At 70.9% G+C, this 25,313-nt stretch carries 22 protein-coding genes and 1 riboswitch; of the genes, 8 read left to right on the forward strand and 14 right to left on the reverse strand.

The window, feature by feature from the left end; translation table 11 throughout:
• Positions 1–47: 47 nt before the first annotated feature.
• Positions 48–701, reverse strand: a complete 654-nt coding sequence (locus AC31A1_RS12925) for a response regulator transcription factor (protein WP_010983842.1) — start codon at positions 699–701, stop codon at positions 48–50.
• Between the two features lie 416 nt (positions 702–1,117).
• Here AC31A1_RS12925 and AC31A1_RS12930 point away from each other — a divergent pair, with 416 nt between their 5' ends.
• Positions 1,118–1,291, forward strand: a complete 174-nt coding sequence (locus AC31A1_RS12930) for a hypothetical protein (protein WP_019061061.1) — start codon at positions 1,118–1,120, stop codon at positions 1,289–1,291.
• A gap of 135 nt (positions 1,292–1,426) precedes the next feature.
• Here the strand turns inward: AC31A1_RS12930 and AC31A1_RS12935 are convergent, their stop codons facing one another.
• Positions 1,427–2,242 carry an inositol monophosphatase family protein gene (locus tag AC31A1_RS12935; protein WP_489653427.1) on the reverse strand — a complete coding sequence of 272 codons (816 nt, stop codon included), beginning with the start codon at positions 2,240–2,242 and terminating at the stop codon, positions 1,427–1,429.
• Between the two features lie 8 nt (positions 2,243–2,250).
• Positions 2,251–3,378 carry a ferrochelatase gene (locus tag AC31A1_RS12940; protein WP_489653428.1) on the reverse strand — a complete coding sequence of 376 codons (1,128 nt, stop codon included), beginning with the start codon at positions 3,376–3,378 and terminating at the stop codon, positions 2,251–2,253.
• Between the two features lie 236 nt (positions 3,379–3,614).
• Between AC31A1_RS12940 and AC31A1_RS12945 the strand changes: the two genes are divergently transcribed.
• Positions 3,615–4,859 (forward strand): MFS transporter, encoded by a 1,245-nt coding sequence (locus tag AC31A1_RS12945; protein ID WP_489653429.1) that lies wholly within the window; start codon positions 3,615–3,617, stop codon positions 4,857–4,859.
• A complete protein-coding gene (locus AC31A1_RS12950) occupies positions 4,819–6,138 on the forward strand; it encodes a D-arabinono-1,4-lactone oxidase (RefSeq protein ID WP_489653430.1) in 1,320 nt (439 codons plus the stop codon). Before AC31A1_RS12945 ends, AC31A1_RS12950 begins: the two co-directional genes overlap by 41 nt.
• Here the strand turns inward: AC31A1_RS12950 and AC31A1_RS12955 are convergent.
• Positions 6,062–6,796, reverse strand: coding sequence for a hypothetical protein (locus tag AC31A1_RS12955; protein WP_489653431.1), 735 nt, complete (start codon positions 6,794–6,796; stop codon positions 6,062–6,064). The two genes, AC31A1_RS12950 and AC31A1_RS12955, sit on opposite strands and share 77 nt — an antisense overlap.
• Before the next feature lie 481 nt (positions 6,797–7,277).
• Between AC31A1_RS12955 and sepH the strand changes: the two genes are divergently transcribed.
• The gene (gene sepH, locus AC31A1_RS12960; RefSeq protein ID WP_489653432.1) at positions 7,278–8,303 is read left to right on the forward strand and encodes a septation protein SepH; all 1,026 of its coding nucleotides are present in this window, start codon (positions 7,278–7,280) and stop codon (positions 8,301–8,303) included.
• Positions 8,304–8,355: 52 nt separating this feature from the next.
• Here the strand turns inward: sepH and AC31A1_RS12965 are convergent, their stop codons facing one another.
• Positions 8,356–9,207 (reverse strand): sulfurtransferase, encoded by an 852-nt coding sequence (locus AC31A1_RS12965; RefSeq protein ID WP_489653433.1) that lies wholly within the window; start codon positions 9,205–9,207, stop codon positions 8,356–8,358.
• Between AC31A1_RS12965 and AC31A1_RS12970 the strand changes: the two genes are divergently transcribed.
• Positions 9,206–9,358 carry a hypothetical protein gene (locus AC31A1_RS12970; RefSeq protein WP_489653434.1) on the forward strand — a complete coding sequence of 51 codons (153 nt, stop codon included), beginning with the start codon at positions 9,206–9,208 and terminating at the stop codon, positions 9,356–9,358. The genes AC31A1_RS12965 and AC31A1_RS12970 overlap by 2 nt on opposite strands.
• A 173-nt stretch (positions 9,359–9,531) precedes the next feature.
• On the forward strand, positions 9,532–10,335 hold the full coding sequence (locus tag AC31A1_RS12975) for a VOC family protein (RefSeq protein ID WP_489653435.1): 804 nt from the start codon (positions 9,532–9,534) through the stop codon (positions 10,333–10,335).
• On the opposite strand, the gene AC31A1_RS12980 is transcribed toward AC31A1_RS12975, so the two are convergent.
• From AC31A1_RS12980 to AC31A1_RS12995, 4 genes are all read right to left on the reverse strand, one after another.
• Positions 10,332–10,979: a thymidine kinase gene (locus AC31A1_RS12980; RefSeq protein ID WP_033283967.1), complete on the reverse strand. Its 648-nt coding sequence runs from the start codon at positions 10,977–10,979 to the stop codon at positions 10,332–10,334. The genes AC31A1_RS12975 and AC31A1_RS12980 overlap by 4 nt on opposite strands.
• Positions 10,980–11,034: 55 nt before the next feature.
• Positions 11,035–12,225 (reverse strand): alkaline phosphatase family protein, encoded by a 1,191-nt coding sequence (locus tag AC31A1_RS12985; protein ID WP_489653436.1) that lies wholly within the window; start codon positions 12,223–12,225, stop codon positions 11,035–11,037.
• The gene (locus AC31A1_RS12990) at positions 12,225–12,821 is read right to left on the reverse strand and encodes a DUF5998 family protein (protein WP_366436387.1); all 597 of its coding nucleotides are present in this window, start codon (positions 12,819–12,821) and stop codon (positions 12,225–12,227) included. The genes AC31A1_RS12985 and AC31A1_RS12990 overlap by 1 nt, the downstream gene beginning before the upstream one ends.
• A 103-nt stretch (positions 12,822–12,924) precedes the next feature.
• Positions 12,925–15,771 carry a bifunctional acetate--CoA ligase family protein/GNAT family N-acetyltransferase gene (locus tag AC31A1_RS12995; protein WP_489653437.1) on the reverse strand — a complete coding sequence of 949 codons (2,847 nt, stop codon included), beginning with the start codon at positions 15,769–15,771 and terminating at the stop codon, positions 12,925–12,927.
• Between the two features lie 189 nt (positions 15,772–15,960).
• On the opposite strand from AC31A1_RS12995, the gene AC31A1_RS13000 reads away from it, so the two are divergent.
• Positions 15,961–16,242 (forward strand): HPr family phosphocarrier protein, encoded by a 282-nt coding sequence (locus AC31A1_RS13000; protein ID WP_019072943.1) that lies wholly within the window; start codon positions 15,961–15,963, stop codon positions 16,240–16,242.
• Positions 16,243–16,462: 220 nt separating this feature from the next.
• On the opposite strand, the gene AC31A1_RS13005 is transcribed toward AC31A1_RS13000, so the two are convergent.
• From AC31A1_RS13005 to AC31A1_RS13020, 4 genes are all read right to left on the reverse strand, one after another.
• Positions 16,463–17,158, reverse strand: coding sequence for a GntR family transcriptional regulator (locus AC31A1_RS13005; protein WP_019061038.1), 696 nt, complete (start codon positions 17,156–17,158; stop codon positions 16,463–16,465).
• 188 nt (positions 17,159–17,346) lie between these two features.
• Positions 17,347–18,102, reverse strand: coding sequence for a M23 family metallopeptidase (locus tag AC31A1_RS13010; protein ID WP_489653438.1), 756 nt, complete (start codon positions 18,100–18,102; stop codon positions 17,347–17,349).
• 13 nt (positions 18,103–18,115) lie between these two features.
• A riboswitch (cyclic di-AMP (ydaO/yuaA leader) is annotated at positions 18,116–18,275 on the reverse strand.
• A gap of 214 nt (positions 18,276–18,489) precedes the next feature.
• Positions 18,490–19,878 (reverse strand): M16 family metallopeptidase, encoded by a 1,389-nt coding sequence (locus AC31A1_RS13015; RefSeq protein ID WP_489653439.1) that lies wholly within the window; start codon positions 19,876–19,878, stop codon positions 18,490–18,492.
• Positions 19,875–21,230: a M16 family metallopeptidase gene (locus AC31A1_RS13020; protein ID WP_489653440.1), complete on the reverse strand. Its 1,356-nt coding sequence runs from the start codon at positions 21,228–21,230 to the stop codon at positions 19,875–19,877. The genes AC31A1_RS13015 and AC31A1_RS13020 overlap by 4 nt, the downstream gene beginning before the upstream one ends.
• A gap of 327 nt (positions 21,231–21,557) precedes the next feature.
• Between AC31A1_RS13020 and AC31A1_RS13025 the strand changes: the two genes are divergently transcribed.
• Entirely contained in the window at positions 21,558–24,014 is a 2,457-nt protein-coding gene (locus AC31A1_RS13025; RefSeq protein WP_489653441.1) for a DNA gyrase/topoisomerase IV subunit A, read from the forward strand.
• 9 nt (positions 24,015–24,023) lie between these two features.
• Here AC31A1_RS13025 and AC31A1_RS13030 read toward each other — a convergent pair whose 3' ends face one another.
• A complete protein-coding gene (locus AC31A1_RS13030) occupies positions 24,024–25,118 on the reverse strand; it encodes a CobW family GTP-binding protein (protein WP_489653447.1) in 1,095 nt (364 codons plus the stop codon).
• Positions 25,119–25,313 lie beyond the last annotated feature (195 nt).

Consider the following 25,313-nt stretch of genomic DNA (forward strand, 5'->3'; position numbering starts at 1 on the left):
GGCTTCGGGGGCGCCTGGGGAGGCGCGGGGGTCGTGGCCACAGTGGATCAGATCCGGTATCCGGAGCCGGGGACGGTGACGATGACCGGGGGCTCACCGAGCTTGCGGCGCAGGGTCATCACGGTGACGCGCACGACGTTGGTGAACGGGTCCGTGTTCTCGTCCCAGGCCTTCTCCAGGAGCTGCTCCGCGGAGACGACGGCACCCTCGCTGCGCAGCAGCACCTCCAGGACGGCGAACTCCTTGGGCGCGAGCTGGACTTCCTTGCCGTCGCGGAACACCTCGCGGCGGTTCGGGTCGAGCTTGATGCCGGCGCGCTCCAGGACGGGCGGCAACGGCACGCTGGTGCGCCGGCCGAGGGCACGCACGCGTGCCGTCAGCTCGCTGAACGCGAAGGGCTTGGGCAGATAGTCGTCGGCGCCGATCTCCAGGCCCTCGACACGGTCGCTGACGTCGCCGGACGCGGTGAGCATCAGCACGCGGGTGGGCATGCCGAGCTCCACGATCTTGCGGCAGACGTCGTCGCCGTGCACGAGCGGGAGGTCGCGGTCGAGGACGACCACGTCGTAGTCGTTGACGCCGATGCGCTCCAGGGCGGCCGCACCGTCGTACACGACGTCGACGGCCATGGCCTCCCGGCGCAGTCCGGTGGCCACCGCATCGGCGAGCAGCTGCTCGTCCTCGACGACGAGTACGCGCACGTCGCTTGTCCTTCCTCTGTCCACCCGCGTAGCGCGCCTCGGCGCACGCGGGCAGGGTCTTCGTGGCTGTGTGACCTCCATCCTGCCCTTTTCGGCCATAAGTCGGCTGTAAGGCGGCCGGGCACGAGATGAAGGTCGGGTGTGAGGCCCGGGAATGCGGGATTTTCTCGGTGGGTTGAGGTTTCCACGGAAGGGAGCGGGGGGAGGACGGATTTACACCCCGCGATCACGCTCTGCACGTGGCAAGCCACCTTGTGGTACGTCCAACCGCTTCCGCAGAGCGGGCGTGGGTGTCCGGCACCGTCGCCGCCCAGCCAGGGCAGCGCTGGGCACCCCATACCGCAGACGTGATCGCCCCTTCCGGACGGCACACCCCCGTGCCAAACGACCCACGACCCAGGACGAGGGGGCGCAGCATGGACGCATTCACCGCAGGACTTCTGCAGCGCATAAGGGCGACCGAGACCGACCTGACGCGGGCTCGTGACGAGGGCGACGACTTCCTCGTCGAGGTGGAACAGGCCGAGCTCGACGACCTGCGCCGCCTCGCCGCCGACCACGGTGTGGAGGTCGGCGCGACGAGCGTCTGATCAGTGCGGCCAGCAGAAAGGCAGGACCCCGGCGAATCCAGCGCCGGGGTCCTGCTGCTTTTGCTTGTTCACCCTCAGCCGGACTTGGCGGGCCCTCGGCGTCGGCTTCTGCTTTCGCCGTTGGTTCTGTGAGCGTCAGTCGTGCCAGGCCCCGAAGTCCTCCAACAGCCGCTGGAGGGGCTCGAAGACGCCCGGGGTGCCCGCGACCGCCAGATCACGCGCGGGGCGTTCTCCGGGGCGTCCACCGGTCAGGGCGCCCGCCTCACGGGCGATCAGGTCCCCCGCGGCGAGGTCCCACGGGTTCAACCCCCGCTCGTAGTAACCGTCCAGGCGTCCCGCGGCCACGTCGCACAGATCGACCGCCGCCGAACCGCCCCGCCGGATGTCACGCAGCAGCGGGATCAACTTCTGGGCCACGTCGGCCTGGTGGGCGCGGACCTCGGTGACGTAGTTGAAGCCGGTCGAGACCAACGCCTGCTCCAGGGGTGCCGCGGGGCGGCAGGCGAGCCTGCGTTCGCCCTCCCACGCGCCCGTGGCCCACGCCCCGCCGCCGAGCACCGCGTGGAACGTCTCGCCCCTCATCGGGACCGCGACGACCCCGGCGACGGTCTCGCCGTGCAGCTCGGCCGCGATGGAGACGGACCAAGTGGGCAGTCCGTACAGGTAGTTGACCGTGCCGTCGAGGGGGTCGATGACCCAGCGGACGCCGCTGGTGCCCTCGACGGAGGCGCCCTCCTCACCCAGGAAGCCGTCGTCGGGGCGCTCTTCGGAGATCAGGTCGGTGATCAGCTTCTCGGCCGCGATGTCCATCTCGGTGACGACGTCGATCGGGCTGGACTTCGTGGCGGCGACCGCGAGGTCGGCCGGGCGGCCGTCCCGCAGCAGGGCGCCGGCCTTGTGGGCGGCTTCCTGGGCGAGTGCGAGCAGTTCCTGGTGCAAGGGGTCGGTCACGGCACTCCTCAGGCGTAGGGGCTGTCGGCGCCCGCGGCGGCGGGGCGGGGGGCGCGGGCCGGGCAGCAGCCGACCGGGCAGAGGTTGTGGCTCGCGCCGAGAGCGCCCAGGGCACAGGGCGTGACCTGCCGCCCGCTCTCTACGGCGGCGCGCTCCAGGACCAGCTCGCGGATCGCGGCGGCGAAGCGCGGGGCGGCGCCCACGGTGGCCGACCGCCGTACGGGCAGGCCCAGTTCGGCGGCCTTGGCCGTGGCCTCCGTGTCGAGGTCGTAGAGGACCTCCATGTGGTCGGAGACGAAGCCGATGGGTGCCATGACGACCGCGGGGACGCCGGCCGCGTGGCGCTCCTCCAGGTGATCGCAGATGTCGGGCTCAAGCCACGGGATGTGCGGGGCGCCGGAGCGGGACTGGTAGACGAGCTGCCAGGGGTGGTCGACGCCGGTGCGCTCGCGGACGGCGTCGGCGATCAGCCGGGCCACGTCCAGGTGTTCCTCGACGTACGCCCCGCCGTCCCCGTGGTCCTCGACCGGGCCGGAGCTGTCGGCCGCGGCGGTCGGGATGGAGTGGGTCGAGAAGGCGAGGTGCGCGCCGTCCCGGACGTCCTCGGGGAGGTCGGTGAGGGACTCGATGACGCCGTCGATCATCGGCTCCAGGAAGCCGGGGTGGTTGAAGTAGTGGCGCAGCTTGTCGACCTTGGGGAGGTCGAGGCCCTCGGCCTGAAGGACGGCCAGGGAGTCCGCGAGGTTCTCGCGGTACTGGCGGCAGCCCGAGTACGAGGCGTAGGCGCTGGTGGCGAGGACCAGGATGCGGCGGCGGCCGTCGGCGACCATCTCGCGCAGGGTGTCCGTGAGGTACGGGGCCCAGTTGCGGTTGCCCCAGTAGACCGGCAGGTCCAGGCCGTGGTCCGCGAAGTCCTTGCGGAGGGCGTCCAGGAGGGCGCGGTTCTGGTCGTTGATCGGGCTGACCCCGCCGAACAGGAAGTAGTGCTGGCCCACTTCCTTGAGGCGTTCCTTGGGGATGCCTCGCCCACGCGTCACGTTCTCCAGGAACGGAACCACGTCGTCCGGGCCTTCGGGGCCGCCGAACGAGAGCAGGAGGAGGGCGTCGTAGGGGGTGGCATCGAGCACGTCTGGCATGCGTCCGATCCTGCCACCCGCCACTGACAGCCGGGAAACGGCGGGGTGCCGGACGGGGGTGAGCGGGGCGGAGACTCGGTCGGAGATCCAGGACCGCCACGGGCGGGTGCATCGGGCTCGACCTGCTCGTAAGCTGTATCAGCCGCATTCACACCTTACCGAGCCGCCACTGCCCCTCACCGAGCCGTGATCGCTCCCCCCGAGCCGCCCCTGCTCCTTCCCGACCGGAGACACCCGTGCCCAGCCCCTATCGCGCCCTGTTCGCCGCACCCGGCTCCAAGGGCTTCTCCGCCGCGGGGTTCCTCGGCCGTATGCCCCTGTCGATGATGGGCATCGGCGTGGTCACGATGATCTCCCAGATCAACGGCCGCTACGGGCTCGCGGGCGCCCTGTCGGCCACCATCGCGCTGGCCGCAGCGGCGATCGGGCCGCGGATCTCGCGCTGGGTCGACCAGTACGGGCAGCGGCGGGTGCTGCGTCCGGCGACGCTCGTCGCGCTGACCGCGGCGACCGTGCTGCTGCTGGCCGCCCGCTTCGCGTGGCCGGACTGGGTGCTGTTCGTGTCCGCGGCCGGGATCGGATCGGTGCCGAGCCTGGGCGCGATGGTCCGCGCGCGCTGGGCGGCCGTCTACCGGGGCACCCCGCAACTCCACACCGCGTACTCCCTGGAGTCCGTGGTGGACGAGGTGTGCTTCATCTTCGGGCCGATCATCTCCATCGGGCTGTCCACGGCGTGGTTCCCTGAGGCCGGCCCCCTGCTCGCCGCCTGCTTCCTGGCGGCCGGTGTCTGCTGGCTGACCGCCCAGCGCGCCACCGAGCCCGCGCCGCATCCACGCGCGCGTGGGGACGAGGGCGGTGGTTCGGCGTTGCGGACCGCCGGTCTCCAGGTGCTCGTGGCCACCTTCGTGGCGACCGGGGCGATCTTCGGGGCGGTCGACGTGGTCACCGTCGCGTTCGCCGACGAGCAGGGCCACAAGGGCGGCGCCAGCGTGGTGCTCGCCCTGTACGCGGCGGGCTCCTGCGCGGCGGGAGTCGTGTTCGGGCTGCTGCGCTTCCGGGGAGCCCCCGAACGTCGATGGCTGCTGGGCATATGCGCGATGGCCGTGAGTATGATCCCCCTCCTACTGGTCGGAAACTTGCCGCTTCTGGCCGTGGCGCTGTTCCTTGCGGGCCTGTCCATCGCACCCACGATGATCACGACGATGTCCCTCATAGAAGAGCACGTACCTCGCGCGAAGCTCACCGAGGGCATGACCTGGGTGAGCACCGGCCTGGCGGTCGGGGTCGCGCTCGGCTCCTCCGTCGCCGGCTGGGTGATCGACGCAGCCGACGCGCGGGCCGGGTACGGGGTTCCGGTCGTCGCCGGTGCCGTCGCGGTCGCGGTGGGTTTCCTCGGGTACCGCCGGCTCAGCAGACCGGCACCGGGTCGGGGAGGCACCGTTGAGCACCACAGCGAGCGCGAAGAACGGCACGTGGCGTAACTGGGGCGGAACGGTCGCCTCGCGGCCCGCGCGGGAGGTCACGCCTGCCTCCGTCGAGGAACTGGCCGCGGCCGTACGGAGGGCCGGTGAGGACGGTCTGACGGTGAAGGCCGTCGGCAGCGGGCACTCCTTCACGTCGATCGCCGCCACGGACGGCGTGTTGATCCGCCCTCAACTGTTGACCGGCATCCGCAACATTGACCGTGATGCCTTGACGGTCACGGTCGAGGCGGGCACCCCGCTCAAGAGACTCAACATGGCTCTCGCGCGCGAGGGTCTGTCGCTCACGAACATGGGCGACATCATGGAGCAGACGGTGTCGGGCGCGACCAGCACCGGCACGCACGGCACCGGCCGCGAGTCGGCCTCGATAGCCGCCCAGATCAAGGGACTTGAGCTGGTCACGGCGGACGGCTCGGTACTCACCTGCTCCGAGAAGGAGAACCCCGACGTCTTCGCGGCCGCCCGCATCGGCCTCGGCGCCCTGGGCATCGTCACCGCGATCACCTTCGCCGTGGAGCCCGTCTTCCTGCTCACGGCCCGCGAGGAGCCGATGACCTTCGACGAGGTCACCGGACGCTTCGACGAACTCTGGGCCGAGAACGAGCACTTCGAGTTCTACTGGTTCCCGCACACCGGCAATACCAACACCAAGCGCAACAACCGCAGCGCGGGACCCGAGAAGCCGGTGAGCCCGGTCTCCGGCTGGTTCGAGGACGAGTTCCTGTCCAACGGCGTCTTCCAAGTGGCCCAGTGGGTCGGCCGCGCGGCACCCGGCACCGTCCCGTCGATCGCCCAGATCTCCAGCAGAGCCCTGTCGGCGCGGACGTACACGGACATCCCCTACAAGGTCTTCACCTCCCCGCGCCGGGTGCGCTTCGTGGAGATGGAGTACGCCGTCCCGCGCGAGGCCCTCGTCGAGACCTTGCGCGAGCTGAAGACCATGGTCGACCGCTCGGACCTCAGGATCAGCTTCCCTGTGGAGGTGCGCACCGCCCCCGCGGACGACATCGCCCTGTCCACCGCCTCCGGCCGGGACAGTGCCTACATCGCCGTACACATGTTCAAGGGCACGCCCTACCAGGCGTACTTCACCGCCGCCGAGCGCATCCTCACCGCGCACGAGGGCCGGCCGCACTGGGGCAAGGTGCACACCCGGGACGCGGAGTACTTCGCCGGGGTCTACCCGCGCTTCGGCGAGTTCACGGCGCTGCGGGATCGGCTGGATCCTGACCGTCGGTTCCAGAACGACTACTTGCGGAGGGTGCTGGGTCAGTAGCCGACGCGCTCGGCGTGGGGGGCGGCGCACCGCCGCCGTCCGAAGCGCTGGGCGTCGGCGTCGGACTCGACGTCGTACCGCCGCTGTTGGACGGTGTACCGCCGTCGGTCGGACTGGACGACGTCTCCGGGGCGGCCGACGAACCGTTCGAGGAACTGGACGGGGAATCTGCCGGACTCGGCTCGTCGTCACCGGACTTCGGGGACGACGACGTGTCGTGACCGGTGACGGCGGCGCTGACCGTGGTCCCCTTGCCGCCGCTGAAGCTGTCGCCGGACACCACTTCGTAGACGGTGATCCCGGTCATGGTGACCCCGAAGACGAGGGCCGCGGCGAGCACGGGGCGCTTCCAACTGCCCACCCGCGCGCGGTAGACGGTGCCCTCCGTGAACTCCCCCGGACGAGCAGGGGTTTGTTCCGCCTCCTTGGAGGTGACGGCCGCCTCCCGGAGCTGTGCGCCGGTCCGGGTGAAGAAGTGCTGGAAGACGGAGCCTCCGCAGGTGGCTATCGCGCTCACGACGCCGGCGCCGAGGATCGTGCCGTAGACCCCGAAGGAGGAGGCGAGTTTGGCGGCCACCACCGCCGCCACCGCGCTGCCCGCGACTTGAGGGGCGCTCAGATCGATCCGCTTCTTGCTGACATCGGGCCTTGCGCGCATTCCGGGACCTGACCTCGCTTTCTCGCACTTTCTCGTACCTGATCAACCATCTGTACGACAAAGGGACGTACGGCCGAAACCAATAGTTCCGTTTCCGGCTATTGCATGAAGTACGCCACTTTCAAGATCGCCCGAGCCCAGCCCCGGGCCGCCAAGTCCCGCCCCCCACAAGAAGTTGGGCGGCGTGCCAATCCACGCACGTGGTCCAAATGGAGTACTGTTGCGAGCCCTGGGTGCGGTCTCCTGCCAGGGCGTCCGCGGCCTCAATGGACCGCCCAGAGGGGGCCAGTTGCACAGGGTGACGTAGTTGGTCACTTAGCGTTGCGAATAGGTAACCGTGCCATAACGGCGAGTCAGGGCCCGTGCCCGACACGCCGGGCAACTCGGCAAGGTTGTGGCAGGCTGCACCCGGGCAGGCCACACTCGACTAGCGGAAGCAGCGACGCACGTGACGTCGGCAGGCACCACCCGGGAGGTCCCCATGCCCGAACTGCGTGTCGTGGCCGTCTCTAACGACGGCACACGGCTGGTGCTGAAGGCTGCGGACAGCACGGAGTACACGCTTCCGATTGACGAGCGTCTGCGCGCCGCTGTACGCGGCGACCGTCCCCGCCTCGGCCAGATCGAGATCGAGGTGGAGAGTCATCTCCGCCCCCGAGACATCCAGGCACGTATACGTGCCGGCGCCTCCGCGGAGGAAGTCGCCCAACTAGCCGGTATCCCCGTCGACCGGGTGCGCCGCTTCGAGGGGCCTGTCCTCGCGGAGCGCGCATTCATGGCCGAGCGCGCCCGGAAGACTCCCGTCCGCCGGCCCGGTGAGAACGCGGGACCCCAGCTCGGCGAGGCCGTCCAGGAGCGACTGACGCTGCGCGGTGCCGAGAAGGACACCGTCCAGTGGGACTCCTGGCGCCGCGACGACGGCACCTGGGAGGTCCTGCTGGTCTACCGGGTCGCGGGCGAACCGCACTCGGCGAGCTGGACGTACGACCCGCCCCGGCGGCTCGTCCAGGCCGTCGACGACGAGGCGCGCTCGCTGATCGGCGAGTCCGACGACCTCTCCGCCACACCCGAGCCCAGCTTCCCGTTCGTGCCGCGGATCGCCCGGCTGCCCCGCGACCGGCCGCTGGACCGTGCCCTGGAGCGCCCGGAGCGTCCCGCGCTGCCGTCGCCCGAGCCGGTCGAGGAGAGCGAGCGCGACTCGCTGACCAGCCTCCTGGAGGCGGTACCGAGCTTCCGCGGCGACATGGTGGTCCCCGAGCGCCCCTCGGATCCCCCGGAGGAGCCTGCGGTGGAACCGGAAGAGGAGGAGCCCCCGGCTCCTGCGGCCTCGGCCGGTTCGGCGTACGCGGACGTCCTGATGCCCCGCTCCGTAGGGGCCCATCGCGACCGGCTCATCGGCTCCACCGACCGCCAGGCCGAGGCGGACGGCGTCCGTCCGGGCCGTAGGGCGGCCGTTCCGAGCTGGGACGAGATCGTCTTCGGGACGCGAAGGAAGAAGCAGGAGTAGCAGGAAGCAGCAGGCGTCGTACGGGGATACGGCTACTACGGGTGTACGGGTACTACTGGGGGTCCGGGCCCACGGCGACCGGGCGCTCCGGGTCAGAGGACCACTCCGACCAGGAGCCTACGTAGAGCGCGGCCGGAATCCCTGCGACCGCCAGGGCCAGTACCTCGTGAGCGCCCGAGACGCCGGAGCCGCAGTACACGCCGACGCCCGAACCCTCCGTAGCGCCAAGGGACTTGAAGCGGGCGGCCAGTTGCTCCGCCGGGAGGAAACGGCCGTCCGGGCCCACGTTCTCGTTGGTCGGCGCGGACAGGGCGCCCGGGATGTGGCCGCCCACCCGGTCGATGGGCTCCACCTCGCCCCGGTAACGCTCCCCCGCGCGGGCGTCGAACAGGACGCCGGTGCGGGCGAGGGCTGCGGCTCCGTCGGCGTCCAGGAGTTCCACGGCGCCCAGTTCCGGGGTGAAGTCGCCCTCGGCCGGTGTCGGTGCGGCCGTCTCCAGAGACCCCTCCCAGGAGGGAAGCCCGCCATCGAGGACCCGCACGTCCGGGTGACCCGTCCAGCGCAGCAGCCACCACGCGCGTGCCGCCGCCCAGCCCTGGCCGCCGTCGTACACAACGACCGGGCGGCCGGCCGACACGCCCGCGTGGCGCATCGCCGTGCCGAAGCGCGCGGTGTCGGGCAGGGGGTGGCGGCCATGAGCGCCGGGGGGCGAGGCGAGTTCCTGATCGAGGTCTACGTAGACGGCGCTTGGGATGTGCCCGGCCGCGTACTCGGCGCGGCCGTCGAACGGCGGCTCACCTGCGGCCTTCGCGACACTGAGCTGCCAGCGGATGTCCAGCAGGACCGGCGGGTTCGTCCCGGCGAGATCGCTCGCCAGTTCGGATGCGGAGATGATGGCGTTCATGGCCACCATCCTTGCGCAAGGGGTGGCCGACGTGTCCAGGTCCGACTACTCTGCTCGGCCGGACAGCCTCGATCACGAGGCGTACGGGAACGAGCACATGCTGTACAACCGATGGACACCCCACGGCAATCGCCTGGAAACGGACGAGTGACCGCAGATCGGTCATCCTCCCCAGGTGAGCCGCCCGCCGACGGCGCGGCCGGGGCGCGGTGCGCCACGGGGGGTGCGAGCATCGGCACGGGGCGTGCACGCGGCTGCCGCGGCACGCGGATCCGCGCTGCGGAAGCGATACGGCCACCGCGAGGGGCCTAGGAGAAGGTGACGATGACCGAGGCACGGGGGTCGGCCGACCTGAACGGCGACACGCACACTCGGCGTACGCAGGGCACGCCCTGCTGGGTGAGTCTGATGGTGCACGGGATGGCCGCGACTCAGGAGTTCTACGGAGAGCTGTTCGGTTGGGAATTCCAACCCGGTCCCCAGCAGCTCGGCCCCTACGCGCGGGCCCTGCTGGACGGGCAGGAGGTGGCCGGCATCGGCCAGCTGCCACCGGACCGGCATCTGCCCATCGCCTGGACGCCGTATCTCGCCTCGGACGACGTCGACCAGACGGCCGAGACGGTACGGATGTGCGGCGGCACGGTCGGGGTGGGCCCCCTGGACGCGGCGGAGGCCGGCCGGCTGGCGATCGGCTCCGACCCGTCGGGGGCGGTCTTCGGCATCTGGCAGGCCGCCGACCACCTCGGCACGACCATCACCGGCGTCCCCGGCACACCCGCATGGAACGAGCTGCTGACCTCCGAGACCGCGAGCCTCGCCAAGTTCTACGAGGCGGTGTTCGGCTACGAGGAAGTCCCGGTGGTCTCCGCCGGCTTCGACTACATCACCCTGCACCTGGACGGCCACCCGGTCGCCGGCATCCACGGCGTCGGCACCGCCCTGCCCCGCGACCGGGGCCCGCACTGGATGACGTACTTCGAGGTGGCCGACACGGACGAGGCCCTGCGCCACGTCACGGACCTCGGCGGCCACACCCTCACACCACCCCACGACAGCCCCCACGGCCGCGTGGCCACGGTGGCCGACCCCGAGGGCGCGATGTTCTCGGTGATCGAGGGGCCGCGCTAGGCCGACGTCATCGGCAATACATCCGGTGACAGCGCCGCCGCCCGAGCCGTAGCCGCTGTCATGCGGCGGCGGTGGTGGCGGCGGCACAGGACCTCGTAGCCGACCGCTTCCGCCTGGTTGACGTCGCCTACGACGACTTGCGCGCCCTCGACGACCATCTCGCCGCCTATCGTGCGGGCGTTGTGGGTGGCGCGGGCGCCGCACCAGCAGAGGGCCTCCACCTGGAGGACCTCGACGCGGTCGGCGAGTTCGACCAGGCGCTGGGAGCCGGGGAAGAGCTTGGAGCGGAAGTCGGTCGTGATACCGAAGGCGTAGACGTCGAGGCTCAGGTCGTCGACCACGCGCGCGAGTTGGTCGATCTGCACCGGTGCCAGGAACTGTGCCTCGTCGGCGATGACGTAGTCCGCGCGGCCGCCCTGGGAGAGGTGGTCGACGACGTACGCGTACAGGTCCTGCTCGTCCTCGACCTCCACCGCGTCGGTGACGAGGCCGAGGCGGGAAGAAAGCTTTCCCTCGCCCGCGCGGTCGTCCCGGGTGAAGATCATCCCCGCCAGGCCGCGCGCCGAGCGGTTGTGCTCGATCTGGAGCGCCAGGGTCGACTTCCCGCAGTCCATCGTTCCGGAGAAGAACACCAGCTCGGGCATGGGGAGTTGAGCACCTTTCGGCGGAGAAGGAGAACAGGAGGAGGACGGAGGGACCTCAGGAGCGTACTTCGAGCAAGGGGACCAACTGCTCGGCAGGGGTCATCGAACCGTGGTTGCCGACCATGGCCGACTCCTTCGGCTCCCGCTCGGACGCGATGATCAGGACGTCGTCCCGGGCCGCCGCGATCACGTCGCCGAGACGGTCGTAGACGCGCTCGTCGATGTGCGGGCCGAACCAGCCCGCCGCGATCGCCTCGTCCCGCGAGGCCACCCAGAACTGCTCGCCGAGGACCTCGCGCCAGCACGTCAGTACGTCGTTCTCAGCGCCCCGCACCGCGTAGACGTGGCGGGCGCGGCCCTCGCCGCCGAGGAGGGCGACGCCGGCGCGCAGCTCCCAGTCCGCGTCGAAGTCGATGCGGTGCTCCTCGTCGAAGGGCACGTCGATCATGCCGTGGTCGGCGGTGACGTACAGCGCGCTGCGCGGCGGCAGTTGCTCGGCGAGGCGCTGCACGAGTCGGTCGACGTACATGAGTTGACCGCGCCAGGTGTCGGAGGCGATGCCGTGGCGGTGGCCGGCGCCGTCGAGTTCGGCGTAGTACGTGTACACCAAGGAGCGGTCCCCGGCGGCCAGTTGCTCGGCCGCGAGGTCCATGCGCTCCTCGCCGGTCAGCCGCCCGTGGAACGTTCCGCCACTGAGCGCGACCTTCGTCAGCGGGGTGTTCTGGAAGGTCGGGGACGACACCTGGGCGGCGTGCACGCCCGCCGCGTCGGCCAGTTGGAAGATCGTGGGGTGCGGCTGCCAGGACTTCGGCTCGCTCCACGGCTGCCAGCGCAGCTGGTTCATCAGCGCGCCGGTGGCCGGGTTGCGCACGGTGTAGCCGGGCAGGCCGTGGGCGCCCGGCGGCAGGCCGGTGCCGACGGAGGCGAGGGAGGTCGCGGTGGTCGCCGGGTAGCCGGCGGTGAGCGGACGTCCGGTGCCGCCGCGCGAGCTGCCGAGCAGCGCGTGCAGATAGGGCGCCTCGTCGGCGTGGTCCTTGATCTGCTCCCAGCCGAGGCCGTCGATCAGGAAGACGCAGTTGCGGTCGGCCGGGGTCAGCTCCGGGATCGCCGCGGTCGTACCGGGTACGCCCATGCCCGCGGCCAGCGTGGGCAGCAGGTCGGCGAGGGAGCCGGAGCCGTACTCGGGGACGGGCGCGGATGCGACGGCGAGGGGCTCGGGGTGGTCCCAGGTTGCGGGCTGCGCCATTACCGCGGTACGTCCGCGGTCGCCTCGGAGAGGGCCTGCGCGAAGGCGAGGGTCTGCTGCACCGTCTCCGGGCCGTCGCCGGCCTCGCTGACGCGCAGGCTCAGGTCGTCCGCCGTCGAGTTGCCCGTGTAGCCGTGGTCCGCCTCGCAGTTGGGGTCGCCGCAGGCGGCCGGCTCCAGGTCGATCCGGGCGACGGCGCCCCAGCCGATGGTCAGCACGACCTCGCGCGGGAGCGTGCCCGGTGTGTACGACTCCGGGTTGGCGACCACACGACTGAGCACCACGGACGAGATCCGGCCGAGCTTCACGGACTCCGTGGACGTCGTCGCGTACGGCGTCGGGGAGGTGCTGTCGGCGGCCTGCTCGTCGGTGTGGCTGACGATGAAGCGGTTGCCGGTGAGGACGAGCACGGTCACGTGCCGGCGCACCTCGTTCTGGTCGAACGTGGTCTCCTGGTGGACCAGGAACGACCGGATCGGCTCGCCGCCCACGGCGGCCTCCACCGCCTCGGCCACGAGGGCCGGGTAGTAGCCGCTGCGCTCGATCGCCGCACGCAGCCCCTGGGTCGTCGTACTGGTCTTGGCCATGACGTCCATCCTACGGTGGCGCACTGACTGCGAGGCACCGCCGAGCACTGTCTCGTCACAGCTGTCCCAGTACACGGGACCGGGGTGCGGGAAGCCTCCTCCGGCACATCCGTCAGTACACGGGAAGCGTCCTCGGGCCGAGGTCGTCGCGGGCGGGCGGCGGGGCCAGGCGGACGGAGGCACCGAGCACGCTCAGTCCGTGCGCGGCCACGACCACCGGCTCCAGGGTCACGGCGACGACCTCGGGATGGTCGTCGACCAGCCGCGAGACCCGGAGCATCAGCTCCTCCAGGGCAGGCGTGTCGACCGGCGTGGAGCCGCGCCAGCCGAACAGGAGCGGCGCCGTCCGGATCGACCGGATCAACGACCCGGCCTCCCGGTCCGTGACCGGAATCAGCCGGTGCGCGGTGTCCCCGAGCAGCTGCGAGGCGGCTCCGGCGAGCCCGAACGACAGCACGGCCCCCGCCGCCGGGTCGATGACGGCCCGTACGACGGTGTCGACCCCGCGCGGCGCCATCCGCTGCACCACCGGCCGCAGCTCCTCCGGCTTCCCGAACAACTCGCCCAACTCGGCGTACGCCCGCCGCAGTTGGTCCTCGTCCGCGAGATCCAGCCGTACGCCGCCCAGGTCGGCGCGGTGGCGCAGGTGCGGGGCGGTGGCCTTGAGGGCGACCGGGTAGCCGAGGGTGCGGGCGGCCTCGGCGGCGGCGTCGGGGGTGGGCCCGGGCAGCGCGCGGTGGACGTCGACGCCGTACTTGCCGAGCAGGTCGCACGTGTCGTCGACGCCGAGCGTGAGGCCCTGCCCGCGCGCGAGCAGCCCGCCGATCAGTCCGGCGGCGCCCTTCTCGTCGATGTCCTCGAACTCGGGCACCCGGCCGGGGTCCGTGGCCTCGCGCCGCCACTGCGCGTACTTCACGGCTTCGGCGAGGGCCCGGACAGCGCGCTCGGCGGCGGGGAAGGCGGGGATGAGGCCGCCGCCTTCGGGGGCCGGCCTCCCGGTGACCGATTGTTCGGCCTCTGCGGTGGGCAGTCGTTCCGCAGGGCGGAACGGGTGGGCACCGCCCTCAGCGCCGGGCGCCTTCGAAGCAACCTGTGGCGCCGTACTGGTCGCAGCCGACAACGCCTCCGCGAGCCCCCCGAGCTCCACGTGCACCACCAGCACCGGCTTCCCGGGAGCCGCCGCAGCAGCGGACCGCAGTGCCTCCGCCAACGCCGCGTCCTCGGCCGGCCCCTCCCCCACGGCAGGTATCGCAGTCACCACGACCGCGTCGCACGCCTCGTCGGCCAATGCCTCCGACAACGCCTGATGGAAGTCCCCCGCCGTCGCCGCCGTCGTCAGATCCAGCGGAGCGAGCGGTCGCAACCCCTCGGAGAGGCACGCGTCGTAGGTCAACAGGCCGAGCGACTCGGAGTTCCCGACGATCGCCACGCGCGGCCCGCCGGGCAACGGCTGCCGTGCGAGCAGCAGTCCCGTGTCGACCAGTTCGGTGATCGTCTCGACGCGGATCACCCCGGCCTGTCGCAGCAGCGCGGAGACCGTCGCGTGCGGCAGCCGGGTCGCCCGTACGGCGTGTCCCTGGGGGGCGGATCCGGCGCCCTGGACGACAACCAGCGGTTTCGCCGCCGCGGTGCGCCGGGCGAGGCGGGTGAACTTGCGGGGGTTGCCGATGGACTCCAGGTACATGAGGGCGACGTCGGTGTCGGGATCGTCGTACCAGTACTGAAGGACGTCGTTGCCGGACACGTCCGCGCGGTTGCCCGACGACACGAAGGTGGAGACGCCGGTGACTCCGGTGACCCCGCCGCCGCGCCGGTGCAGCCGGGACAGCAGGGCGATGCCGATGGCGCCGGACTGGGCGAACAGGCCGATGCGTCCGGGGCGCGGCATCTCGGGGGCGAGGGACGCGTTCAGCCGTACGTCGGCGGCGGTGTTGATGACCCCGAAGGCGTTCGGCCCGATGATGCGCATGCCGTACGTGCGCGCGTGGCGCACGAGTTCGCGCTGGCGCTCGCGTCCCTCGGGGCCGCTCTCGGCGTACCCGGCGGTGACCACGACGAGCCCCTGCACTCCGTGTTCGCCGCACTCGGTGACGACTTCGGGGACGTGCTCGACCGGGACGGCGACGACAGCGAGGTCCACGGGGCCCTCGATGTCGCGCACCGAGCGGTACGCCGGTATCCCGTCGAGGTCCTTCCGCTCCTCGGGGAAGGCCTTGTTCACGGCGTACAGGCCACCGGTGAACCCGGCGTCCCTGATGTTGTCGAGAACGCTGCGGCCCACCCCTCCGGGGGAACGGCCGACACCGACGACGGCGACCGAGCCGGGCATCAACAGCCGCCGTACGGAGCGCGCTTCGGCCCGCTGCTCCCGCGCGCGCTGCACGGCGAGGGACCGATCGGTGGGTTCGAGATCGAACTCCAGGCGTACGACGCCGTCCTCGAAGCTGCGCTTCTGGGTGTAGCCGGCGTCCGTGAACACCTTGATCATCTTGTTGTTCGCGGGCAGCACCTCGGCGGCGAAGCGGCGGATGCCACGCTCGCGGGCGACGGCCGCGATGTGTTCGAGGAGGGCGGAGGCGACGCCCCTCCCCTGGTGGGCGTCCTGCACCAGGAAGGCGACCTCGGCCTCGTCGGCCGGGGCGGAGGCGGCACGCCCGTCGGCACTAATGCGGTCATAGCGTACGGTGGCGATGAACTCGCCGCCGACGGTGGCCGCGAGTCCCACCCGGTCCACAAAGTCGTGGTGCGTGAAGCGGTGGACATCCTTGGCGGACAGGCGCGGATACGGCGCGAAGAAGCGGTAGTACTTCGACTCGTCGGAGACCTGCTCGTAGAAGCTGACCAGGCGATCGGCGTCGTCGACGGTGATGGGCCTGATGCGCGCGGTACCCCCGTCGCGCAGCACCACGTCGGCTTCCCAGTGGGCGGGGTACTCGTGCCGGTCCGACGAGGTCTGCATGGGGCCCAGCGTACGGCTCGCGTCCGACAACGGCGCGAGGCAGTCTGTGGGCAACAACAGAGCACGGGACGTCGGGCCGAGGCCGCGGTCCGACGACTCGCTCCGGACGGTTCGCAAGGCCGGTCCGGGGTCGCTTCACGTGTGGGAAACTGGTCTAGACAACCCTGAGACTCTGAAGGGCAGCATCACATGGCTGAGCGCCGCGTCAACGTCGGCTGGGCGGAGGGCCTTCACGCCCGCCCCGCCTCCATCTTCGTCCGGGCCACCACGGCCGCAGGTATCCCCGTGACGATCGCCAAGGCCGACGGCAACCCCGTCAACGCGGCCTCCATGCTCGCGGTTCTGGGCCTGGGCGCCCAGGGCGGCGAGGAGATCGTCCTCGCGTCGGACGCCGAGGGCGCGGACGCGGCCCTCGACCGACTGGCGAAGCTGGTCGCGGAAGGTCTTGAGGAACTCCCCGAGACCGTCTGAGCACGCCCCCCTTTGCGCCTGAACCGGCGCCGCTCTCGCGGAGGTGGTTGCGCGCCGTGAGGGTTCCTCAATTGATGGTTGCGGTGCTTTTCGCCGCAAAACACTGCACGCAACCTCGAAGGGCTCGTCCGAATTACCGGGCGAGCCCTTCGCAATTCCACTTGTGGGCAGCATAAATAATCCCCCGCGAATTAGCCTCTCTTTGTATACGGCGCCCGTGTTAATGCCGCAGGCCCGACATGTTTACGGGAGGTTGCGAAGTCCTCACACGGTCCGTGCCGTTCGCGCCGCCGGGAAAGCGCAGCCGGTGCGCGGTGCCCGCGCGCTCGGTGTGCAGGGCGGTGATCGCCCGGGCACGCTCGCTGTCGCCACGCGCCACCGCGTCCACGATGGCCCCGTGCTCGGCCCAGGACTCCACGGGGTTGGCCGGGGCGTCCACCGCGTACATCCAGGCGATCTTGTGCCGCAGCTGGGTCAGCATCGAGGTCAGCGCGGGGCTTCCGGAGGCCTGTGCCAGCGTCTCGTGGAACCAGCTGCCCAGGGAGCGCAGATCCTCGCTGTTGCCCCGCCTGGCGCGCTCCTGGCCCAGCCTGACGAGGCCGCGCAGCACCTTGAGGTGGGCCTCGGTGCGCCGCTGGGCGGCCCGCGAGGCGCCGAGCGGCTCCAGCAGCATCCGCATCTCCAGCAGGTCGGCGGCCTCCTGCTCGGTCGGCTCCGCGACGCACGCGCCCGCGTGCCGCCGGGTCACGACGAATCCCTCGGCCTCCAGCGTGCGCAGGGCCTCCCGGACGGGGACGCGCGAGACCCCGTACCGGCGCGCGAGGAGTTCCTCCGTGAGGCGGCTGCCGCGCTCGTAGACACCGGCGACGATGTCGTCCCGGATCGCCGTGCATACCGAGTGCGCCGGAATACGCATGTCCGACCTCCGCCTTAATCCCCGTGAAACGTCGACGATTGACGTGTGTTCCGTGACTCTATTGCAATGAGCGGGAATTTCCGATGGCGGGCCGGAATCCATGGATATTTTTTGGACAGGAGGGCTCCGGAAACGCCGAAAGCCCCGGCCGCGCGGGCCAGGGCTTCGGGAAGTGCGGCGGTGCGCCGTCAGACGTTCACACCGTGCTTGCGGAGGTAGGCGACGGGGTCGACGTCGGAGCCGTACTCGGCGGTCGTGCGGGCCTCGAAGTGGAGGTGCGGGCCGGTGACGTTGCCGGTCGCTCCGGAGAGGCCGATCTGCTGGCCCGGGGTGACCGTCTGGCCGACGGAGACGCCGATGGACGACAGGTGGCCGTACATGGTGTACATGCCGTCAGCCATCTTGATCACCACTTGATTGCCGTACGAGCCGCCCCAGCCGGCCTCGACGACGGTGCCGGAGCCGACCGCGTGCACGGAGGTGCCGGTCGAGGCGTGGAAGTCGATGCCGGTGTGGGCACCGGAGGACCACAGGGAACCGCCGGTCTTGTAGCCGGTGGAGACGTACGAGCCGGTGACCGGCGCGACGAAGGTGTTGAGCTTCTTGCGCTCGGCGGCGCGGGCGGCGCGTACCGCTGCCTCGCGCTCCGCCTTGGCCAGTGCGGCGGCCTTGGCGCGGGCGACCTCCTTGGCCAGCGCTTCGTCCGCGGCCTGCTGCTGGGCGACGGCCTGGGCGTCGATCTTGTCGGCCACGGAGTCACCGATGGCGATGACGGGCGTGAGACCGGTCTGCTCGGCGGCGGGCTCCGCGGCGAACGCCGGGGCGGCGGCCAGGGTGCCTACGACGCCGGAGGTGGCGAGAGCCGCGACACTCGCGGCACGAACGGTGGTGCGGTGGGTCCGGCTCGGGCGACGGTGCTTCCCGGTGGCGCGGGTGAACGCCATGGAGTGGCTGGTCCTTTCCTTCCTTCTCGCCTACCGGGTTAGCTGACGGGTTCGGAGCAGGAAGGTCTCCTACGGACACCCTCGCTGGGCGCGCGGGCGTCCGATTCACCCCAGGGACGTGGGTCCCCGGCTCCCCTGGCTCGCGCCGTACGGGGACTCGGCGATGACTGTCCGGTGCCGCGAGTGCGGCGCGGTGCCTGACGGACAGCCGCACCGACGCTAAGGCGGGCCACTTTCAATCCCCAAACGGATCACGGGTTTTGTTGCACATGCCACAGGGCAGACGGGCAACCTCTCCCCCAATTCGGACATTAGGGGGCCCTGGTGACTCTTCAGTCACCAGGGCCCCCACGCGCGCGTGCCGCTCGTCGGCTCGCTACGGGTCGTCTACTCGGCCGCGACGACGGTCACTTCACCGATGCCGAGAGCCTCCACGGGCGCCTTGATCTGCTCCGCGTCGCCGACCAGGATCGTCACCAGACGGTCCACCGGGAAGGCGTTCACGACCGCCGCGGTGGCCTCCACGGTGCCGGTCGCGGCGAGCTGCTGGTACAGCGTCGCCTGGTAGTCGTCGGGCAGGTGCTGCTCGACCTGGTCGGCCAGCGTGCTGGCGACGGCCGCGGCGGTCTCGTACTTGAGCGGCGCCACCCCGACGAGGTTCTGTACGGCGATGTCCCGCTCGGCGTCGGTGAGTCCGCCCTCGGCGAGCCTGCGGAGCACCGTCCACAGGTCGTCCAGCGCGGGACCGGTGTTCGGGGTGTCCACGGAGCCGCTGATGGCGAGCATCGAGGCGCCCGTGCCGTCGGGTGCCGAACGCAGCACCTGGCCGAACGCCCGCACACCGTAGGTGTAGCCCTTCTCCTCGCGCAGGACGCGGTCCAGGCGGGAGGTGAGGGTGCCGCCGAGGCAGTACGTGCCGAGCACCTGGGCGGGCCACACGCGGTCGTGCCGGTCGGCTCCGACGCGGCCGATGAGCAACTGCGTCTGGACGGCGCCGGGGCGGTGCACGATCACGACCCGCCCGGTGTCGTCGGCGGTCACCGGCGGCACGGGACGCGGCTGCGCGGTGGAGCCCGTCCACGAGCCCAGGGTGTCGGCGAGGAGCGCGTCCAGGTCGATGCCCGTGAGGTCGCCGACGACCACGACAGTGGCCGTCGCCGGGCGGACGTGCCGCTCGTAGAAGGCGCGTACGGCCCCGGAGTCGATCTTCTGGACGGTCTCCTCGGTGCCCTGGCGCGGACGCGACATGCGCGAGGTCGCCGGGAACAGCTCCTTGGAGAGCTCCTTGGCCGCGCGGCGGGACGGGTTGGCCGTCTCGTGCGGGATCTCGTCGAGGCGGTTGCGGACCAGCCGCTCGATCTCACTGTCCGCGAAGGCGGGTGCCCGCAGCGCGTCGGAGAGCAGGCCGAGCCCCTTGGCCAGGCGCGAGGCCGGGACCTCCAGGCTCAGACGCAGCCCCGGGTGGTCGGCGTGCGCGTCGAGGGTGGCGCCGGAGCGCTCCAGCTCGGCGGCGAACTCCTCGGCGGAGTGCTTGTCGGTGCCCTCGGAGAAGGCCCGCGCGGTGATCGTGGCGACACCGTCCAGGCCGGCCGGTTCGGCGTCCAGAGGCGCGTCCAGGAGCACCTCGACGGCGACGACCTGCTGGCCGGGCCGGTGGCAGCGCAGCACGGTCAGGCCGTTGCCGAGCGTCCCGCGCTCCGGGGCCGGGAAGGCCCACGGCCTGGCCTCGCCGGCCTGCGGCTGCGGGTGGAATTCCATCGTGGCGAGCTCGGTCACTTGGCCGCCTCCTCGTTCTCGTCGCCGGCCTCTGCTTCGTCATCCTCGTCCGCGATCGGCTCGTAGACGAGCACCGCGCGGTTGTCGGGGCGCAGGCGGGCCTTGGCGACCTCCTGCACCTCCTCCGCCGTCACGTCGAGGACGCGCTGCACGGCGGTCAGGGCGAGCTGCGGGTCGCCGAACAGGACGGCGTACCGGCACAGTTCGTCGGCGCGGCCCGCGACCGTGCCGAGCCGGTCCAGCCACTCGCGCTCCAACTGGGCCTGGGCGCGCTCCATTTCCTCGGCCGTGGGGCCCTCCTCGGCGAACCGGGCGAGCTCCTCGTCGATGGCGGCCTCGATCACCGGCACCTCGACGTCCCCTGACGTCTTGACGTCCAGCCACCCCAGGGAGGGCGCCCCGGCCAGCCTCAGCAGACCGAAGCCCGCCGCGACGGCCGTACGGTCGCGCCGTACAAGGCGGTTGTAAAGGAGCGAGGACTCGCCGCCGCCCAAGATGGTGAGGGCGAGGTCGGCCGCGTCGGACGCGCGCGTGCCGTCCTCCGGGAGCCGGTAGGCACACATCAGGGCGCGGGCCGGGACCTCCTCGACGACGACCTCGCGCAGCTCCCCGCCCATCGTGTCGGGCAGCACGCCCTCACGAGGCGTCGGCTTGCCGTCGTGCGACGCGATGGAACCGAAGTACTTCTCGATCCAGGCGAGCGTCTGCTCGGGGTCGATGTCGCCGACCACGGACAGGACCGCGTTGTTGGGCGCGTAGTAGGTGCGGAAGAACGCGCGGGCGTCCTCCAGGGTGGCCGCGTCCAGGTCCGCCATGGAGCCGATGGGCGTGTGGTGGTACGGGTGGCCCTCCGGGTAGGCGAGGGCGGTCAGTTTCTCGAACGCGGTCCCGTAGGGCACGTTGTCGTAGCGCTGGCGGCGCTCGTTCTTGACGACGTCCCGCTGGTTCTCCATGGACTCCTCGTCCAGGGCGGCCAGCAAGGAGCCCATGCGGTCGGCCTCCAGCCAGAGCGCGAGCTCCAACTGGTGGGTGGGCATGGTCTCGAAGTAGTTCGTGCGCTCGAAGCTGGTGGTGCCGTTGAGCGAACCGCCCGCGCCCTGCACCAGTTCGAAGTGGCCGTTGCCCTTCACCTGTCCGGAGCCCTGGAACATCAGGTGCTCGAAGAGGTGAGCCAGGCCGGTACGCCCCTTGACCTCGTGGCGGGAACCGACGTCGTACCAGAGGCACACCGCCGCGACCGGGGTCAGGTGGTCCTCGGAGAGGACCACGCGCAGACCGTTGGCCAAGCGGTGTTCGGTCGCTGTCAGACCGCCGGACCCTGCCTCGGCGGTGGCCGTGTGACCCATGGGCATGTACGTCCCTTCGATCGCGGATTCTCTGGCTGGAACCGCAGAAATCCTGCTCGTCCCGCCACTGTATGCAAGCGTGCGGACCGTCGGCGAAGTTCCCGGCGGACGTACGCCGAGAGCGAGATCGCGTAGCCTGCGGGCAGTCGCACACGTGGACTCGCTCGGCAGCCGCCGGCGACGGACCCGAGCGGGCAACGCCGGGTCCTGGTCCGCGTTGTCAGTGCCGCGGTCCACAATGGTTCACGTCAAGACCCCGTTCACGCTTCAGCAAGAGTGAGCCGAAGGGGAGCGACCCCCAGGCGAGCGACCAGAAAAGAGGAGCCGGCAGCGATGGCCCGCCGCAGCACGAAGACCCCGCCGCCCGACGACTCGTTCGAGGAGCGGATCCTCGACATCGACGTCGTCGACGAGATGCAGGGCTCCTACCTTGAGTACGCGTACTCGGTCATCTACTCCCGAGCCCTGCCGGACGCCCGGGACGGCCTGAAGCCGGTTCACCGACGGATCGTCTACCAGATGGACGAGATGGGCCTGCGCCCCGACCGGGGGTACGTCAAGTGTGCTCGTGTCGTCGGTGAAGTAATGGGCAAGCTGCACCCGCACGGGGACGCGTCGATCTACGACGCCCTGGTGCGCATGGCACAGCCCTTCTCCATGCGCGTGCCGCTGGCCGACGGCCACGGCAACTTCGGCTCGCTGGGCAACGACGACCCGCCGGCCGCCATGCGGTACACCGAGTGCCGGCCGTCCGAAGCGGCCAACCTGATGACCGAGTCGATCGACGAGGACACGGTCGACTTCACCCCGAACTACGACGGCCAGGAGCAGGAGCCGGTGGCCCTGCCCGCCGCCTTCCCGAACCTCCTGGTGAACGGCTCGTCGGGCATCGCCGTCGGCATGGCCACCAACATGCCGCCGCACAACCTGGGCGAAGTCATCGCCGCCGCCCGGCACTTGATCCGCTATCCGAACGCGGACCTGGACAGCCTGATGCGGCACGTCCCCGGTCCCGACCTGCCCACGGGGGGCAGGATCGTCGGCCTCACCGGTATCCGGGACGCGTACGAGACGGGCCGCGGCACCTTCAAGATCCGCGCCACGGTCGCCGTGGACAACGTGACGGCACGCCGCAAGGGCCTCATCGTCACCGAACTGCCCTTCTCCGTAGGCCCCGAGAAGGTGATCGCCAAGATCAAGGACCTGGTCGGCGCGAAGAAGCTGCAGGGCATCGCCGACGTCAAGGACCTCACCGACCGCGCGCACGGCCTGCGCCTGGTCATCGAGATCAAGAACGGCTTCGTACCGGAAGCGGTCCTGGAGCAGCTCTACAAGCTGACGCCGATGGAGGAGTCCTTCGGCATCAACAACGTTGCCCTGGTGGACGGGCAGCCTCTCACGCTCGGCCTCAAGGAACTCCTGGAGGTCTATCTCGACCACCGCTTCAACGTCGTACGGCGCCGCAGCGAGTTCCGCCGCACCAAGCGGCGCGACCGTCTCCACCTGGTGGAGGGTCTGCTCACCGCGCTCATCGACATCGATGAGGTCATCCGGATCATCCGCTCCAGCGACAACTCCGCGCAGGCGAAGCAGAGTCTGATGGAGCGCTTCTCGCTGAGCGACATCCAGACGCAGTACATCCTGGACACGCCGCTGCGCCGGCTCACCCGGTTCGACCGGATCGAGCTGGAGTCGGAGATGGAGCGACTCAACGCGGAGATCGCGGAGTTGACCCGCATCCTGGAGTCCGACGCCGAGCTGCGCAAGCTGGTCTCGACCGAACTGGCCGCGGTGGCGAAGAAGTTCGGCACCGACCGGCGTACGGTCCTGCTGGAGTCGGCGGGCGCCCCCGCCGCCACCGTGCCGCTCCAGGTCGCCGACGACCCGTGCCGGGTGCTGCTCTCCTCGACGGGTCTGCTGGCCCGTACGGCGAACGGCGAGCCCTTCCCGGAGGACTCCGAGGCCCGGCGCACCAAGCACGACGTGATCGTCTCGGCGGTCCCGGCGACGGCCCGCGGCGAGCTGGGCGCGGTCACCTCGGCCGGCCGCCTCCTGCGGATCAACGTCGTCGACCTCCCCCAGCTCCCGGAGACGGCCGCCGCGCCGAACCTCTCCGGCGGCGCGCCGATCTCGGAGTTCGTCTCCCTGGACGAGGGCGAGACGGTCATCTGCCTGACGACCCTCGACGAGTCCTCCCCCGGCCTCGCCATCGGCACGGAGCAGGGCGTCGTCAAGCGCGTGGTCCCCGACTACCCCACGAACAAGGAGGAGTTGGAGGTCATCACGCTCAAGGACGGCGACCGGATCGTCGGCGCCGTCGAGTTGCGCACTGGCGAGGAGGACCTGGTCTTCATCGCGGACGACGCCCAGCTGCTGCGCTACCAGGCCTCCCAGGTGCGCCCCCAGGGCCGCGCGGCCGGGGGCATGGCGGGCATCAAACTCACCGAGGGCGCGAAGGTCATCTCCTTCACGGCCGTCGACCCCGCCGTGGACGCGGTCGTCTTCACGGTCGCGGGCTCGCGCGGCACGCTGGACGACTCCGTCCAGACGACGGCCAAGCTGACCCCGTTCGACCAGTACCCCCGCAAGGGCCGCGCCACCGGCGGCGTCCGCTGCCAGCGCTTCCTGAAGGGCGAGGACTGCCTCTCCCTGGCCTGGGCGGGCGCCGTACCGGCCAAGGCCGCCCAACGGGACGGCACACCGGCGGAACTCCCGGAGATGGACCCGCGACGCGACGGCTCGGGCGTGTCACTCGCGAAGACAGTGTCGGTGGTGGCGGGGCCGGTGTAGCGCCGGCCGTCAGTCGTCCAGTTCCGGATCCGGGTCCAACTCCGGCTCGAATTCGGGTTGTCGGTCCGCCTCCTGGGCCGACTCCGCTTCCTGTACGTAACGCAGGACGCCCCACATGCCGCGCTCGTCGGCGTGTGGGGCGTCGCCGTTCTTGCACGCCTCCAGCTCCTTGCCGAGCGTGGCCATGTCGAGGCCGGTTCCGATGAGCACGAGCTGGGTCGACCGGGCGTCACCACTGCCCCAGGGCTCGGGATAGAACCGCAGGAACCGTCCGACGGCGTGCACGGCGTACCGATTGCGCGAATCGTGGGCGCCGAAGTCGACGTATCCCTTGATGCGGTAGAGCCCCTCGGGCCGACTGTCGAGGAATGCCATGAGCCTGCGCGGGTCCAGGGGCGATTCGGAGGCGAAGGAGAGGCTGTCGTAGGCGGCGTGCAGGTGGTCGGCGTGCGCGTCGCCGCCATGGCCATCGCCGGTGTGCTCGTGCAGGTCGTCGAAGGTCAGCTGCCCCATACGCTCCTCGTTCGGCCGGCAGTCGAAGAGGAACTCGGGGTCGATACGGCCGTAGGTGGCGGGCACGACGGCGGCACGGTCGGTGAGCGAGCGGACGAGTCCGAGGACGCGCGGGGCGTCGACCGCCCGGTCCAGCTTGTTGACGACGACGAGGTCGGCGAGGGCGAGATGCCGGTCGATCTCGGGGTGCTTCGCGCGCGTGTCGTCGAACTCGGCGGCGTCGACGACCTCGACGAGCCCGCCGTAGACGATCCCCGGGTGTTCGCTGGCGAGCAGCATGCGGACCAGTTCCTCCGGTTCGGCGAGTCCGCTGGCCTCGATGACGATGACGTCGATACCGGCGGAGGGCCGGGCGAGCCGCTCCAGATAGACGTCGAGTTCGCCGGCGTCGACGGCACAGCACAGGCATCCGTTGCCGAGCGACACGGTCGAGTCCCCGAGCGCCCCGGCCACGGCCAGCGCGTCGATCTCGATCGCCCCGAAGTCGTTGACGATCGCTCCGATACGGCTGCCTCCGCTGCGGTGCAGGAGGTGGTTGAGCAGGGTCGTCTTGCCGGAGCCGAGGAATCCGGCGAGGACGAGGACGGGGATCTGCCGGGGGCTCGGATCCGTGCCCGGGGCTGACGCCGGATGCGTACTCGGACTCGGGTCCGGGCTCTGGCTCGGGCGTGCGCTCGGGCTCTGCTGGCTCAACGTGCGACCTCTTTCACGCCGACGCGTGCACCGGCTCGCGGTCCGGCGCACGTACGGAGGTTGAATGCCGCCCCAGGATACGAGCCGGAAGAA

The organism is Streptomyces sp. P5F9, assembly GCF_057961495.1.